Source organism: Chryseobacterium sp. KBW03 (assembly GCF_003852415.1).
Taxonomy (GTDB): Bacteria; Bacteroidota; Bacteroidia; order Flavobacteriales; family Weeksellaceae; genus Chryseobacterium; species Chryseobacterium viscerum.
Genome location: NZ_QAJO01000012.1, coordinates 103375 through 117211 on the forward strand (window position 1 = coordinate 103375; position 13837 = coordinate 117211).

Sequence of the window (13837 nt, forward strand, 5' to 3'; positions counted from 1 at the left end):
TAGGTAGAGGGAGCAGATATTAGGTAGCAGGTGGCAGGTATTTGAACTAAAGAGTATTCTTAGATCATATAAAATGGATCAATATTGTATTTTGTACGCAACTATCAATACAATAACAAGCCACTTTATCTTCTAATTCACCTTAACACTGGTACTTTTGATTTTGATATCATCATCTTCCCATTTGCTCGAGGTAACGATAACGTATCCTTTCTTTTTCGGGTCTTTTTTGATGGGAAATTTGTCCTCTTCCCACTGGTTACAATGAGTGGAAATAGAAGGAATTAAAAGCTTCCAACCCGTTTTTCCTGATGTATACACCAGAAATCCCCGCCAACAGCTTGTACACCATCCGGGATAAATTCCAATTTCATCTTTTCCATCCTCATTAAGATCTCCAAGGTTGTATAAAGTTCCGTCATAAGCCGGCGAAACCGTAAACGGTTTTATCTTTTTATCACTGAAATAAACAGTGGTTTCACATTTTCCGTCGCATTCATCAGTACAATCACTGACTTTTGTATAGGCATATTCTTTGGTTCCGTTTCCGTCAAAATCGCCCTGTACTTTCTCCTCTTTTCCTTCCTGAGCCCAACAATATGAGCTGAATAAGGTAATGGCTGTTATAATAAGTGTTTTCATTGTTATTTTTTGATTGTAAAATGCGGAATCGGAATACATCCGTTTCCAGCATTAACTTTTTCATCACTTCCTCGTAACTCTCAGCAAAAGTATTAAAACCAGAATCACTGAAAAAACAAAACCTAAGACCGCCACCAAAGATAGCTCTCCTATTCTCGGACCGGATTCTGAGGAAAAAACAATGGCTGTCGCTATAATATTTGCGCCTAAAATCATGGCTAAAATCAGATTAACTACACTGGTTTTGATCAGCTGATTGGTTTTATCAATATTTTTAATCTCACTGGAAATGGTAAATTTATTTTCATCCAGCTTTTGGAGAACAGAACGCAGCTCTTTCGGAATTTCATCCACATTGTCTGTGAAATTCATCATCCTGTCCATTCCTGTTTTCAAAAGATTTTTGGGACTTATTTTTCTGGTGAATATCTTCTTTGTATAGGGATGAAGACTTTTAACGATATCCAGATCAGGGTTGATATTTCTTCCAACTCCTTCTATCAGGCTGATCCCCTTAAATAAAAGATAGAAATAATCTGGCATATAAAGCCTGTTGTCTTTCAAAATATTTTTCATCTTGTTGATCATCACCTGAACATTAATTTCCTGTAATGATGAGCTGTGAACAAAGTTCAGGATGTCTTCCACATCATTTTCGAACCTTCTCTCATCGGGAATTTCATAGCTTATCGCCATTTTCTTGAGGTAACGGACTATTTTATGAGAGTTTTTAGCAACAAAACTTACAATAAGATTTTCAAGAATTTCTTTATCATTAGGCTGAATTTTTCCTACAGCCCCAAAATCAATGAAAACGACTTTGCCGTCTTTTTTTACCAGAATATTTCCGGCATGAGGATCGGCATGAAAGAATCCGTAGTCTAAAATCTGGGAAACAAACAACCTCAATCCTGCTTCAGAAACGTTTACAGGATCAATACCATTCGCCAGAAGAACAGATTTATCAGTCACCTTTATCCCATCAATAAATTCCATACAAAGAATATTGTTGTTGGAAAATTCTTCGTAGACTTTAGGAACGTAGGTTTCTTTATTATTTTTAAAATTCAGACGGAACTGCAGGATATTATTTCTTTCATTTGTCAAAGAAACTTCTTCCAGCAATGATCTTTCAAAAGTGGAAATCGCCTGTTTCATATTCAGCTTCTCTCCTATCTCTGAATAAGCAGAAATCAGTTTTTCAATATCTTTGATGAGCAGCAAATCGTCTTCAATAACAGACTGAACATCGGGTTTTCTGAGTTTTAAAATAACAGGGCTTCCATCCTTGAAAACCGCTTTATAGACTTGTGCAATGGAGGCTGTAGCCAGAGGTTCTTTCTGAATTTCCAGAAAATAATCTTTCACGGAGATATTGAATTCACTCTCTAGTGCTTCTTCAACATTCATGTCTACCACTTCTACTTTGTCCTGAAGTTTCTGCAGCTCCTGGATCAGTTCCGGAGGTAAAAGGTCTTCTCTGCTGCTGAATGTCTGACCAAGCTTTACAAAGGTAGGTCCCAACTCTTCGAGAGCCAGTCGTATTCTTTCATACACTGTTCCTTTTGAAATAATTTCATCCGAATTACCGGAAGGCTCTTCCTGCTTATTCCCTCCATTCATCCTTGCCAGCATATCTTTAAATCCATATTTACTCAATACGGAAATCAGTCTTGCGGATCTTTTCAGTTTTCTTTGCTGCTTGTCAAACATAGTGTTTCAATAGTAAGTGCAATTTACTCCAAAAACTATTCCCAACTACAGTTTTATAATAGGGGCTAAAAAAAAACTGCCAGAATACCAGCAGTTTTTTATATGTTTATTTTTAAGATTTACGATGGTAAAACTAAATTACCTGCTTCTAATTTACCTGTTTTTGATGTAACAATTTCAAATTCAACTCTCTCTCCCTCAGATAAAGTTATTAATCCTGCCGCTTTTAAAGCGGAATTATGAACAAAAACATCTACACCTCCATTATCAGGAGCAATAAAGCCATATCCTTTTGTTTGGTTATACCACTTAACTATGCCTGTCATTTCTTTATTAGTTTTTAGCGATTTTTTAACTCTGTTTATTTTAGTTGTTATCTACAACTCTCACATTTTCTGCTTGTGCTCCCTTGTTTCCCTGTACAATACGAAATTCTACAATTTGTCCTTCTGACAAAAATTTCGAAGAGCTGGCAATAGCCGAATGGTGACAAAAAATAGCATCTTCTCTTCCTTCAGGGATGATAAAGCCATAGCCTTTTTCTGCATTATACCATTTTACAATTCCTCTTTGCATAGTTTTTAGTTTTTTATTAATGAATAAATATAATGATTTTAAAGCATATTTTAAAAATTCAAACCAATAATCTATATTTCATAGATAAAATAACAACCATAATAACAAAAATCAACAATTAGTGATAAAGTTTAATATAATTATATATATTTACAGCGTACAAATAAAACAAAAGTATTAGACATGAAAAATTTACGTAACAACAAACTTTCAAGAGAGCAATTAAAAGGAATTGCAGGAAGCGGAATCATTATCGGAAACTGCTCTAACCAGTGCTGCCCTACAGATGGAAGACCAAGATGTCCAAGACTTATCTGCCCTGCGGTAGTATGTCCCGAGTACATGTAATTTACTTCGGTAAACAACAATAAAAGTGATAAAAAATCGGTTTTATTGTATACCACTATACTTAATCAAAAAATATTCAAATGAAAAATTCACGTAACAACAAACTTTCAAGAGAACAATTAAAAGGAATTTCAGGAAACGGGATCTCTACCAATAAAAAGTGTACATATGATTGCTGCCCTACTGATGGAAGACCAGTATGTCAAGATTTCATGTGCCCTGATGTAATTTGTCCTGGTACAGGCACTCCTCCTGAGTATTAATAAAATACTCCATTAAATTTTAGGTAAAAAAAACAGAATGCTTTCGCATTCTGTTTTTTTATTTAAGATAGGTTTCATAGAGATCTTTCCTTCTGTCATTCATCACCTGCACTGAACCATTATGATGGAGATCTTTCAATAGATTAAGGTCTACATCCACAATGAGCGTCATTTCTGTATTGGGAGTAGCTTCTCCTTTTACGGCATTGGACGGAAAGGCAAAGTCTGAAGGAGTAAATACCGCAGCCTGCCCGAACTGGATATCCATATTGTTTACTCCCGGCAGGTTCCCCACACAGCCCGCAATAGCTACATAACATTCATTTTCAATTGCTCTCGCAGCAGCACAGTGACGCACTCTGATATAGGCATTTTGTGTATCTGTAAGGTAAGGAACAAAAAGAACCTTCATTCCCTGATCGGCCAGAATTCTCGGTAATTCCGGAAATTCTACATCATAGCAGATCACAAGTCCTATTTTCCCGCAATCGGTATCAAAAACCCGAATCTCGTTTCCTCCTTTCATTCCGTAATATTTTTTTTCATTTGGAGTGATATGGATTTTTCGGTATTCATCAATACGCCCATCACGGTGCAAAAGGTAGCTTACATTATACAAATCATTATTATCATGATCAAAAACAGGCATGCTTCCGGAAATAATATTGACATTATAACTGATTGCCAGTTCAGAAATTTTATTTTTTATTTCTTCACTTAATTTAGCCAGCTCGATCATACTGTCTCTTTCTGAAAGCTTATTGAAGGGTGCTAAAAGCGGAGTATTGAAAAGTTCGGGGAAAAGAACAAAGTCTGATTTATAATCTCCCATTACATTAACAAAGAACTCTACCTGCTCATAAAAAGCATCGATATTTTTAAAATGCCTCATCTGCCATTGTACCAATCCTAAGCGGATGATACTATCCTGCATTGTATTGGGCTTTTTGCTGTAATAGATATTGTTCCACTGCAGCAAAACAGCATTTTCCAATGATGATTCATCTTCGGGAAGATATTTCTTAAGAATCTTTATGGGAAGGAAGTTATTGGAAAGCTGGAAAGACAAAACAGGATCATAAATTTCCTTGTCTCTTACTCTTCTGATATATTCTCTTGGAGAAAGCTCATCACTATATTTATGATAGTTCGGAATTCTTCCTCCCAGAATAATTGATTTTAGATTGAGCAGCTCACACAATTCTTTTCTGGCATCATACAATCTTCTTCCCAGACGCAGCTCCCGAAATTCAGGATCAACAAACACTTCTATTCCGTACAATACATTTCCTGTTGATAAATGGGTATTGAATGTATAATTTCCTGTAATATCAACATAGGTGTGGTCGTCCCCAAATTCGTCATAATTCACGATAATGGACAGCGCTACAGCAGCTAATTTCCCGTCTACAGTGATACAAATCTGACCTTTAGGAAATATTCTCGTAAGTTTTTCTATACTTTTTTTAGACCAGATAGATTCAGACATCTGAGGATACGCCCTTTTCATTGTCACAACCAATTCATCATAATCCTGAACAGTCAGGGGTCTCGTTTCTATTTGCATTTGATATAATTTTACTTAAATTTAAGGAAAATTTGTTTTAAAAGGATATTACTAAGCAAAACATTAACCAAAAATCAATTCGAAATGGCAATAATTTTTCTGAATCAAAGTGAATGCCCTATTTGCAAAAAAACTTTAGACAAAGGACAGGATATTGTTTTATTTCCGCCTTTTACATCAGATAAGAATCATAAATTTTATCTATTTAATGATGAGGGTGTTCATCGTTCTTATTTACAGAAAACAGAGCTTGGTATAGAAGCACTACAATTTTTAGAAACCAAATTTCCAATATAAAAAAATCCCACCCAAACGGGCAGGATTTATATTTTAAATTCAAGTCAAAAATTATTCCCACTCAATCGTTGCAGGCGGTTTGCTTGAAATATCGTAAGCTACTCTGTTGATTCCTCTTACTTCGTTGATGATTCTGCTGGAAACAGTATCTAAGAACTCATAAGGAAGTCTGCTCCATGTGGCTGTCATAAAGTCGATGGTGTTGGCAGAACGAACTACAGCTGTATATTCGTAAGTTCTCTCGTCTCCCATTACTCCTACAGATTTTACCGGAAGCAGCACTACGAATGCCTGAGATACTTTTTCGTAAAGGTCATTTTTGTATAATTCTTCGATGAAAATATCATCAGCTTCCTGAAGGATTTTCACTTTTTCAGCATCTACAGCTCCCAATACTCTGATCCCTAATCCAGGACCTGGGAAAGGGTGTCTGTATACCATGTGGTGAGGAATTCCCAATTCTTCTCCTACTCTTCTTACTTCGTCTTTGAAAAGCTCTCTTAATGGCTCTAATAATTCGAATTCCATATCTTCAGGAAGTCCTCCCACGTTGTGGTGAGACTTGATTACTGCGGATGGTCCGTTTACAGACTGGCTTTCGATAACGTCAGGGTAAATAGTACCTTGGGCAAGGAATTTAGCGCCTTCAATTTTGTGAGATTCTTCATCAAAAACATGGATAAATTCGTTTCCAATAATTTTTCTCTTTGCTTCAGGATCATCTACTCCAGCTAATTTTGTAAGGAATCTTTCTTTAGCATCCACCATTTTGATGTTCATATGGAAGTGCTCTCCATACTGACCCATTACTTTTTCTCCTTCATTCTTTCTCAATAATCCCGTATCTACGAAGATACAAGTCAACTGGTCACCAATCGCTTTGTGGATCAAAACTGCCGCTACAGAAGAGTCAACCCCTCCTGAAAGTCCAAGGATTACTTTGTTATCTCCTACTTTCTCACGGATTTCCTCAACTGTTTTTTCAATATAATTGGTCAGTTTCCAGTTTTTCTCTGAGTTACAGATTCCGAAAACGAAATTTTCAAGCATTTTCCCTCCTTCTTCTGTATGAGAAACTTCCGGGTGGAACTGAACACAGTATATTTTACTTTCTTCGTTAGAGATAGAAGCAATAACGCCTGATTTTGCATTTAATTCAAAACCTGCAGGCAAATCTCCTACTTCGTCAAAGTGGCTCATCCAAACTACAGAATTCTGAGTAACTCCTTTCAATAAAGAGCTTTCTTTAATGATCTCAAGATTTGCTTTTCCGTATTCTCCTTTTTCTCCTTTGTTTACTTTTCCTCCTAAAAGGTGAGCCGTCATCTGCATTCCGTAGCAGATCCCCAACACAGGAATTCCCTGTTCGTATAATTCTTTTTCAACCAGGTGGGCATTGTCTGCATTTACAGAACTTGGCCCTCCGGAAAGGATAATTCCTTTTGGCTGTCTTGCTAAAATATCTTGTAATGGTGTATTGTAAGGTAAGATTTCCGAGTATACCCCCATCTCACGGATTCTTCTTCCGATAAGCTGGTTGTACTGAGATCCGAAATCTAAAATAATAATACCGTTGTTCATTTTTGATAATTGATTTGTTTGAAAGATATCAGATTTCAGATTTTTGTTCTGAAGTCTGGAATCTAGTATCTTATATAATATTAACTGTTTTACAAAAAAAGACTTGGAATAGCTCCAAATCTTTTTTCATGATTTTTATTAAAACTTTCCGATGTCTTCTCTGTAGAAGCCGTAATCGAAATGTACGTGACTTGCGTCTTCATAAACTTTTTTGCGGGCATCTTCGAAAGTAGCTCCTGTAGCTACAATGTTCAGAACTCTACCCCCATTGGAAACTACTTTGTCTCCTTTGCTGATAGCTCCTGCGTATAATAGTTTACTGTGTTTCAGCTTATCTTCTCCTGTAATTTCGAAACCTATTTCGATATTTCTTGGATAACCTCCTGAACACATTACAAGACAAACTGCTTTTTCGTCTTTAAATTTAAGTTCAATATCTTTTCCATCCATACAGTCCTGGATCACATCCAAAAGATTGTTTTCCATCAGCGCCATCAATACCTGAGTTTCAGGATCTCCGAATCTCATGTTGTATTCTAGAAGATAAGCTCCGTTTTTCGTTACCATCAATCCGAAGAAGATGATTCCTTTAAATCCGAAACCTTCAGCCTTAAGACCTGTAATGGTAGGTTCTAAGATATTTTTCTCAAAATCTGCATAATGCTCCTGAGTAAATTCCGGGCTTGGTGCTACTGAACCCATACCTCCTGTATTAGGTCCTGTATCTCCGTTTCCGGCTTTTTTATAATCTTTTGCTGCTACACATGGGAATAATTTCTCCCCGTTAGAGAAAGCAATGATAGAAGCTTCAAAACCTTGTAAATATTCTTCAATAACTAAACGAATACCAGCATCACCATAAATTCTTCTGATCATGAAATCATGGATCGTAGCTTCAGCTTCTTCCAGAGTATCACAGATCACAACACCTTTCCCGCCAGCTAATCCGCTTGCTTTAACAACTAAAGGATACTGCTGTGCCTTCACATACTCTATAGCTTCGTTATATGAATCAAATACCACAGCTTTAGCTGTTTTGATATCATAGGTCTGCATAAACTTCTTAGAGAAAGCTTTACTTCCTTCCAGACTTGCTACTTTTTGAGTAGGGCCAAAAACTTTAAGATCGTGTTTTTTAAACTCGTCCTTTAAGCCCGCTACAAGAGGAGCTTCAGGGCCTACAATCGTAAGATCAACCTTTTCTTTAATAGCGAAATCTCTAAGTTCTTTGATTTCTGATAAATGAACATTTTTCCCTATTACATCGGTAGTAGCATTCCCGTTGGCAAAAAACATTTTAGAAATTCTTGAGTCATTCTGAAGCTTTGCCGCTAAAGCAGATTCTCTACCGCCTTCACCTATGATTAATATTCTCATACTTTATATTATTATCTAGTCTTATTTTACAAATATATAATTTTGAATGCTAAAAAAACAATCCCTAATTATTTTTTAATTCTATTTTAATTAGTGGAAAAAGTGTCTAACACCTGTAAACATCATTGGAATACCGTGCTCATTTGCAGCTTCTACACTATCCTGATCTTTTACACTTCCACCTGGCTGAATAATAGCCTTGATGCCCTCCTGAGCGCAGAAATCTACCACATCACGGAAAGGGAAAAATGCATCTGAAGCCAGTACCAAATCTCCGGAGAATTTTTCTTTTGCTCTTTCGATAGCCTGCTGAGTCGCCCAGATTCTGTTTACCTGTCCGCCACCGATACCAAATGCCTGAATTCCGTTGGAAACTACAATAGCGTTTGACTTTACATATTTTACCACTCTCTGAGAGAAAAGTAATGCTTTCTTCTGCTCTTCTGTAGGCTGTACTTCTGTCACTACTTTGATATCATCAGAGAAGTGAAGATCGTTATCCTGAACCAAGATACCACCATCTACTTTCACCCAGGTCTGTTTGTCAGAAACAGGGTTTACAATTTTGATGATTCTCAGGTTTTTCTTTTTTCTTAAAACTTCAAGAGCTTCTTCATCGAACTCAGGAGCCATTACAATCTCAAGGAATGTTTTGTTTAATTCCTCAGCTGTTGCAGCATCAATTTTATAGTTCATTGCAACAATTCCGCCAAAGATAGAAACAGGATCACATTCAAATGTTTTTTGATAGGTTTCCAGCGCTGAAGTACCAATAGCAACTCCACAAGGGGTAGAGTGTTTTACCGCACAACAAGCCATTTCTTCCTTAAATTCCGTTACCACTTTCCAGCAAAGGTCCATATCACGAAGGTTGTTGAAAGAAAGTTCTTTACCTCCAAGCTGTTCGAAATCTTTCATTGCTCCATTCTCGAAAGTAGAAACGTAGTAAGCTGCTGTCTGATGAGGGTTTTCTCCGTATCTTAAATCAGCTACTTTTTTGTAAGAAGCATTCAGATAGGTAGGATATTCTTCATCTAAAAGCATTCTGGAGATCGCAGCGTCATAAGCAGAAGTAAGGTTGAATACTTTCCCTGCAAGCTTTTTACGTGTTTCGATGTATGTATCACCGTTTTGCTCCATTTCTATTTTTACAGCGGCATAATCTTCTACATCAGTGATTACGGTAACAGAGTCGAAGTTTTTGGCTGCAGAACGAAGCATTGACGGACCACCGATGTCAATAAACTCTACTTTCTCGTGTAAAGAAATGTCTTTGTTCACGTTTTCAAAGAAAGGGTAAAGGTTTACGATCACCATGTCAATCAGACCAATTCCATGTTCCTGAACTGTTTTCATGTGCTCTTCGTTGTTACGAACAGCTAATAATCCACCGTGAACTTTAGGGTGTAAAGTTTTCACTCTACCATCCAGCATTTCAGGAAAATTGGTAACCTCATCAATCTGAATTGGATTTAAACCAGCGTCTTTCAAATGTTTGAACGTTCCTCCTGTAGAGATCAACTCATAGTTCTGAGCTTCCAAAAACTGCGCGAATTCTATTAATCCACCTTTGTCAGAAACACTGATTAAAACTCTCTTTTTACTCATTTTACTTTCAATTTTTTACTTTTTACAGCTATTTCAAACTGTGTCCGGGTCTTTCACCTCCGAACTTACTTTTATTTTACTTAGATTTCTTTGTATTAATGTAACAATGATCAACTTCTGCGTTGATACATTGTTATATTTTTAATTTCCCAGGACCTTATTGATCGCTATTGGAAATATTTCATATTCAATCTGGTGAACTTTCTGGGCCAATGTTTCAGGAGTATCGTCAGCAGTTACTTCAAAAGATTTCTGAAGAATAGCTTCTCCTTCATCAATACCCGGTGTCACAAAATGTACCGTTGCCCCACTCTCTACTTCTTTGGCTTCAATAACGGCATTGTGAACGTTCATTCCCCACATTCCTTTTCCTCCGAATTTCGGAAGCAAAGCTGGATGAATATTGATTATTTTACGATTCCAGTTTTCACAGAATTCAGATTTTAAGATGGATAAAAATCCTGCCAATACAATAAGATCTGTATTTTCAGGGATTACTTTAGCCAACTCACTGCTGAAATTCTTTCCTCTTGGAATGAGTATGCTTTCTATATTGTGATTCTTTGCTCTTTCCAATCCGAAACATTCTCTGTCAGCCACAACTAAAGTTACTTTTGCATTCTGGATTTCTCCAGCTTCAATCGTATCGATAATTCTCTGCAGATTGGTTCCTGAACCGGATACAAGTACAACGATGTTCTTCATATTTTTTTGGCAGCCTTGTCAAGGTTTAGAACCTTGACAAGGCTTTCTTTAATTAGCCCCGATTGCAGCGGCATCCTTTTTTGAAATGGCTTTGTAAAAAAGCATTGGCGAAAAAGATATAGCGGAAAGCGGGATTAAGCTTCTAAAATTTTAAATTGATTTTTTCTGCTCCTTCAGTGATTTCTCCGATTTCGTAAGCATCATCTAAAAGGTGTAATATTTTTTCAGCATGTTCAGCATCTACAACGATTACCATACCTACCCCCATATTGAATGTTCCATACATTTCCTCACGGGCTACTTCACCTCTCTTTTCAAGCTCAAGCATAACGCTAGGAATTCTGATTTTTGACTCGTCGATAGAAGCACAAAGTCCTTCAGGAATAATTCTTGGAACGTTTTCGTAAAGACCACCTCCAGTGATGTGAGCAATTCCTTCTACTTTCACTTCTTCCAATACTTTATGAATATCTTTATAGTATAGTCTTGTAGGAACTAAAAGGGTTTCATATAAAGGTTTTCCTTCAAATTCTTCTTCGAAGTTCGGGAATACTTTTCTTACTAAAGAGAATCCATTTGAATGGAATCCTGAGCTTGGCAATGCAATGATTTTGTTACCTACCTGAATCTTTGAACCATCAATGATCTGATCTTTTTCTACGATTCCTACACAGAATCCTGCAACATCATAATCTCCAGGCTGGTACATTCCTGGCATTTCAGCAGTTTCTCCACCGATCAATGCACAGTTGTTGTCCTTACAAGCTGCTACCATTCCCAGAACGATCTCAGCAGCAATTTCTGAATCAAGCTTTCCACAAGCCAGATAATCCAGGAAGAATAAAGGTTTTGCTCCGTGACAAAGAATATCATTGGCACACATTGCGAAACAATCAACACCAATAGAATCATATTTTTTGGTATCTAAAGCTACCTTAAGCTTTGTTCCTACTCCATCTGTTCCTGATACAAGAACCGGATTTTTGTATCCACCGATCTCATAGAAAGCTCCAAAACTTCCCAAATGATTAAGAACATTGGAATTGTGGGTTTCACCGACCGCTTTTTTGATCTTGTCAACCGTTTTGTATCCTTCTTCTTTGTCTACTCCTGCTGATTTGTAAGTGTTGCTCATGTCTGCTTAGATTTTTAGATCCTAAATTTCAGATTTCAGAGTATTGATGATCTCGTATCTGGCTTCTGAAGTTTTATTATCTTTTAATATTTCAATTACTTTTATATTCGATTTTAGAAAACAAAAAAGCCGACAATCTTTTCAGATTATCGGCCGTTATTTTATCTCAGAATTTCAGAGCCCATAACTTTCCCTTTATGAGAAAAACATTGTTTATAGGAGGTCTGAATTTTCATCTCTTTTCTTTTTGCAAAAATAGTAATTTTAAATGAATATTCAAATTCTATTTTTCAAGGATCGTTTCAATGGCTGCAATCTTCTTGATTTTTTCTTTTAACTCATTGTTTTTCTCTTCATTAGAAATTTCCTGAGCTGCTTTGTCAAAGTTGTCATTAAAGAAAGGTAGTGAAAAAGTTTCTACCACATTTCCTCCATGAGAAGGGAAACGCTTTGATGCAGCTTCCAAAACTCCCGCTCCACCTCTGCCTCCAGGAGATGTAGACATCAATAGCATTGGTACTTCATTCCAAACTGTTCTGTTTTTGATTCTCGATACCCAGTCGAACACATTTTTGAATGCTGTAGAATAGGTTCCGTTGTGCTCTCCTAAAGAAACCAATAATACATTGGCACCATCTATTTTTGCTGCAAAATCATGAGCTTCCTGAGGAACACCTCCCGCTACTTCTCTTTCATGCTTATAGATTGGCATTTCGAAAGGATTTAAATCAATCACTTCTACTTCTGCATTTTCAAATAATGTTGATGCATAGGCTACCAGCTGTTTGTTCATTGAAGCTTCTGAGTTACTTCCTGCTATTGCTAAAATTTTCATATATGAAGTTTATTTTTAAGATTACAAATTTAGTTTTTTATTTAAGATAAGATGGCAGGTCCATTGGGACTTCCATTAATAATACTTCAGTGTCTTCCACTGCTTCAATATTAAAGCTCTGTGTATCCCAGATACCCAATCCGTCTCTTTCATTCAGAATACGGTCTCCGATTTTTGCACTTCCTTTTAAAACAAATGCATAGACTCCGTTTCCTTTTTTGTTGAGCATATAATTTTTGCCATTTCCTTTTTTAAAGTTGGCCAGATTGAACCATGCATCCTGATGAATCCAAACTCCATCATCATTTTTATCTGGGGATAAAATCTGTTGGAATCCGTTGATCTTTTCACCTTCTTTAATGCTTTTCTGGTCATATCGGGGTTCAACATTCTGCTCTTTCGGGAAAACCCAGATCTGCAGGAATTTCACCTCTTCATCTTTATTTTTATTGTATTCGCTGTGCATTACACCGGTTCCGGCACTCATCACCTGGATTTCTCCTTTTTTGATTACCGCTGTAGTTCCCATCGAATCTTTATGTTCCAAATCTCCTTCCAAAGGAATGGATATAATTTCCATATCCCTGTGCGGGTGTGTTCCGAAGCCCATTCCCTGAGAAACGGTATCATCATTCAATACTCTTAAAACACCAAAGTTTGTTCTGTCTCTGTTTTGATAGTTGGCAAAACTGAATGTATGGTAAGAATTTAGCCATCCGTGGTTGGCATGTCCTCTTGAATCTCCTTTATGATATACTGTTTTCATTTCTGTGATTATTTATGGTACAAATGTACGGTATGTGGATACTTTAAAAGTTGATGTAGGGTAAGAAAGGAAACTGGGGAGATAAAAGGGTAAAATATCCGGCAAGTTGGAGAGCGCAAAGACGCAAGGTATTTTTCTTCATTGTGTTTTTAAGGCGCAAGGATTTTATCTGCGATAAAATTTTATACTGATTATTATTTTTCCCCGCAGATTGAGCGGATTAGGCAGATTATGAAAGAAAACGCAAACATCTGTGTTATCTGTGAGATCTGCGGAAGATTATTATATTTTAATCATTAAGAAAAACCTATATATTAAGTAGACTTTAAGTTTTGGCTAAAGCCAATTAATGAATAGATAAAGAGAAGACGGGCTAAAGCCCGTCCCTATTGAGTTTTATGATGTTATTTCAAATTACATTTCA

At 36.6% G+C, this 13837-nt stretch carries 15 protein-coding genes; 3 read left to right on the plus strand and 12 right to left on the minus strand.

Annotated elements, in window-relative coordinates:
• Positions 1-132 precede the first annotated feature (132 nt).
• The 4 genes from DBR39_RS20420 to DBR39_RS20435 form a co-directional block, all read right to left on the minus strand.
• The gene (locus DBR39_RS20420) at positions 133-642 is read right to left on the minus strand and encodes a hypothetical protein (protein ID WP_124536186.1); all 510 of its coding nucleotides are present in this window, start codon (positions 640-642) and stop codon (positions 133-135) included.
• 63 nt (positions 643-705) lie between these two features.
• The gene (locus DBR39_RS20425; protein ID WP_124536188.1) at positions 706-2355 is read right to left on the minus strand and encodes an ABC1 kinase family protein; all 1650 of its coding nucleotides are present in this window, start codon (positions 2353-2355) and stop codon (positions 706-708) included.
• A 119-nt stretch (positions 2356-2474) separates the two neighbouring features.
• Positions 2475-2681 (minus strand): cold-shock protein, encoded by a 207-nt coding sequence (locus tag DBR39_RS20430; protein WP_124536190.1) that lies wholly within the window; start codon positions 2679-2681, stop codon positions 2475-2477.
• 40 nt (positions 2682-2721) lie between these two features.
• Positions 2722-2931 (minus strand): cold-shock protein, encoded by a 210-nt coding sequence (locus tag DBR39_RS20435; RefSeq protein WP_124536192.1) that lies wholly within the window; start codon positions 2929-2931, stop codon positions 2722-2724.
• 183 nt (positions 2932-3114) lie between these two features.
• Between DBR39_RS20435 and DBR39_RS24390 the strand changes: the two genes are divergently transcribed.
• Together DBR39_RS24390 and DBR39_RS20440 are read left to right on the plus strand one after the other, a co-directional pair.
• Positions 3115-3279 carry a hypothetical protein gene (locus DBR39_RS24390; protein WP_165790479.1) on the plus strand — a complete coding sequence of 55 codons (165 nt, stop codon included), beginning with the start codon at positions 3115-3117 and terminating at the stop codon, positions 3277-3279.
• An 80-nt stretch (positions 3280-3359) separates the two neighbouring features.
• Positions 3360-3542: a hypothetical protein gene (locus DBR39_RS20440; protein ID WP_103231778.1), complete on the plus strand. Its 183-nt coding sequence runs from the start codon at positions 3360-3362 to the stop codon at positions 3540-3542.
• Positions 3543-3600: 58 nt separating this feature from the next.
• Here the strand turns inward: DBR39_RS20440 and DBR39_RS20445 are convergent, their stop codons facing one another.
• A complete protein-coding gene (locus DBR39_RS20445; RefSeq protein ID WP_124536194.1) occupies positions 3601-5109 on the minus strand; it encodes a carbon-nitrogen hydrolase family protein in 1509 nt (502 codons plus the stop codon).
• An 84-nt stretch (positions 5110-5193) separates the two neighbouring features.
• On the opposite strand from DBR39_RS20445, the gene DBR39_RS20450 reads away from it, so the two are divergent.
• Positions 5194-5406 carry a hypothetical protein gene (locus DBR39_RS20450; protein WP_124536196.1) on the plus strand — a complete coding sequence of 71 codons (213 nt, stop codon included), beginning with the start codon at positions 5194-5196 and terminating at the stop codon, positions 5404-5406.
• 51 nt (positions 5407-5457) lie between these two features.
• On the opposite strand, the gene guaA is transcribed toward DBR39_RS20450, so the two are convergent.
• The 7 genes from guaA to DBR39_RS20485 form a co-directional block, all read right to left on the minus strand.
• Positions 5458-6987, minus strand: a complete 1530-nt coding sequence (gene guaA, locus DBR39_RS20455) for a glutamine-hydrolyzing GMP synthase (protein WP_103231784.1) — start codon at positions 6985-6987, stop codon at positions 5458-5460.
• A gap of 138 nt (positions 6988-7125) precedes the next feature.
• Entirely contained in the window at positions 7126-8364 is a 1239-nt protein-coding gene (gene purD, locus DBR39_RS20460) for a phosphoribosylamine--glycine ligase (RefSeq protein WP_124536198.1), read from the minus strand.
• 90 nt (positions 8365-8454) lie between these two features.
• The gene (gene purH, locus DBR39_RS20465) at positions 8455-9972 is read right to left on the minus strand and encodes a bifunctional phosphoribosylaminoimidazolecarboxamide formyltransferase/IMP cyclohydrolase (RefSeq protein WP_103231786.1); all 1518 of its coding nucleotides are present in this window, start codon (positions 9970-9972) and stop codon (positions 8455-8457) included.
• A gap of 141 nt (positions 9973-10113) precedes the next feature.
• Entirely contained in the window at positions 10114-10677 is a 564-nt protein-coding gene (purN, locus tag DBR39_RS20470; protein WP_124536200.1) for a phosphoribosylglycinamide formyltransferase, read from the minus strand.
• A 142-nt stretch (positions 10678-10819) separates the two neighbouring features.
• Positions 10820-11812, minus strand: coding sequence for a phosphoribosylformylglycinamidine cyclo-ligase (gene purM / locus DBR39_RS20475; protein WP_124536202.1), 993 nt, complete (start codon positions 11810-11812; stop codon positions 10820-10822).
• Positions 11813-12095: 283 nt separating this feature from the next.
• On the minus strand, positions 12096-12647 hold the full coding sequence (locus tag DBR39_RS20480; RefSeq protein ID WP_124536204.1) for an NADPH-dependent FMN reductase: 552 nt from the start codon (positions 12645-12647) through the stop codon (positions 12096-12098).
• 37 nt (positions 12648-12684) lie between these two features.
• Positions 12685-13413: a pirin family protein gene (locus DBR39_RS20485; RefSeq protein ID WP_124536206.1), complete on the minus strand. Its 729-nt coding sequence runs from the start codon at positions 13411-13413 to the stop codon at positions 12685-12687.
• Between the last annotated feature and the right edge of the window lie 424 nt (positions 13414-13837).

Excerpts from the sequence above, each read along its gene's own strand:
- DBR39_RS20425 (WP_124536188.1), bottom strand. The coding sequence starts at position 2,355 with ATGTTTGACAAGCAGCAAAGAAAACTGAAAAGATCCGCAAGACTGATT.
- DBR39_RS20445 (WP_124536194.1), bottom strand. The coding sequence starts at position 5,109 with ATGCAAATAGAAACGAGACCCCTGACTGTTCAGGATTATGATGAATTG.
- purM (WP_124536202.1), bottom strand. The coding sequence starts at position 11,812 with ATGAGCAACACTTACAAATCAGCAGGAGTAGACAAAGAAGAAGGATAC.
- purN (WP_124536200.1), bottom strand. The coding sequence starts at position 10,677 with ATGAAGAACATCGTTGTACTTGTATCCGGTTCAGGAACCAATCTGCAG.
- DBR39_RS20485 (WP_124536206.1), bottom strand. The coding sequence starts at position 13,413 with ATGAAAACAGTATATCATAAAGGAGATTCAAGAGGACATGCCAACCAC.
- DBR39_RS20450 (WP_124536196.1), top strand. The coding sequence starts at position 5,194 with ATGGCAATAATTTTTCTGAATCAAAGTGAATGCCCTATTTGCAAAAAA.
- DBR39_RS24390 (WP_165790479.1), top strand. The coding sequence starts at position 3,115 with ATGAAAAATTTACGTAACAACAAACTTTCAAGAGAGCAATTAAAAGGA.
- DBR39_RS20435 (WP_124536192.1), bottom strand. The coding sequence starts at position 2,931 with ATGCAAAGAGGAATTGTAAAATGGTATAATGCAGAAAAAGGCTATGGC.
- guaA (WP_103231784.1), bottom strand. The coding sequence starts at position 6,987 with ATGAACAACGGTATTATTATTTTAGATTTCGGATCTCAGTACAACCAG.
- purH (WP_103231786.1), bottom strand. The coding sequence starts at position 9,972 with ATGAGTAAAAAGAGAGTTTTAATCAGTGTTTCTGACAAAGGTGGATTA.
- purD (WP_124536198.1), bottom strand. The coding sequence starts at position 8,364 with ATGAGAATATTAATCATAGGTGAAGGCGGTAGAGAATCTGCTTTAGCG.
- DBR39_RS20430 (WP_124536190.1), bottom strand. The coding sequence starts at position 2,681 with ATGACAGGCATAGTTAAGTGGTATAACCAAACAAAAGGATATGGCTTT.
- DBR39_RS20440 (WP_103231778.1), top strand. The coding sequence starts at position 3,360 with ATGAAAAATTCACGTAACAACAAACTTTCAAGAGAACAATTAAAAGGA.
- DBR39_RS20480 (WP_124536204.1), bottom strand. The coding sequence starts at position 12,647 with ATGAAAATTTTAGCAATAGCAGGAAGTAACTCAGAAGCTTCAATGAAC.
- DBR39_RS20420 (WP_124536186.1), bottom strand. The coding sequence starts at position 642 with ATGAAAACACTTATTATAACAGCCATTACCTTATTCAGCTCATATTGT.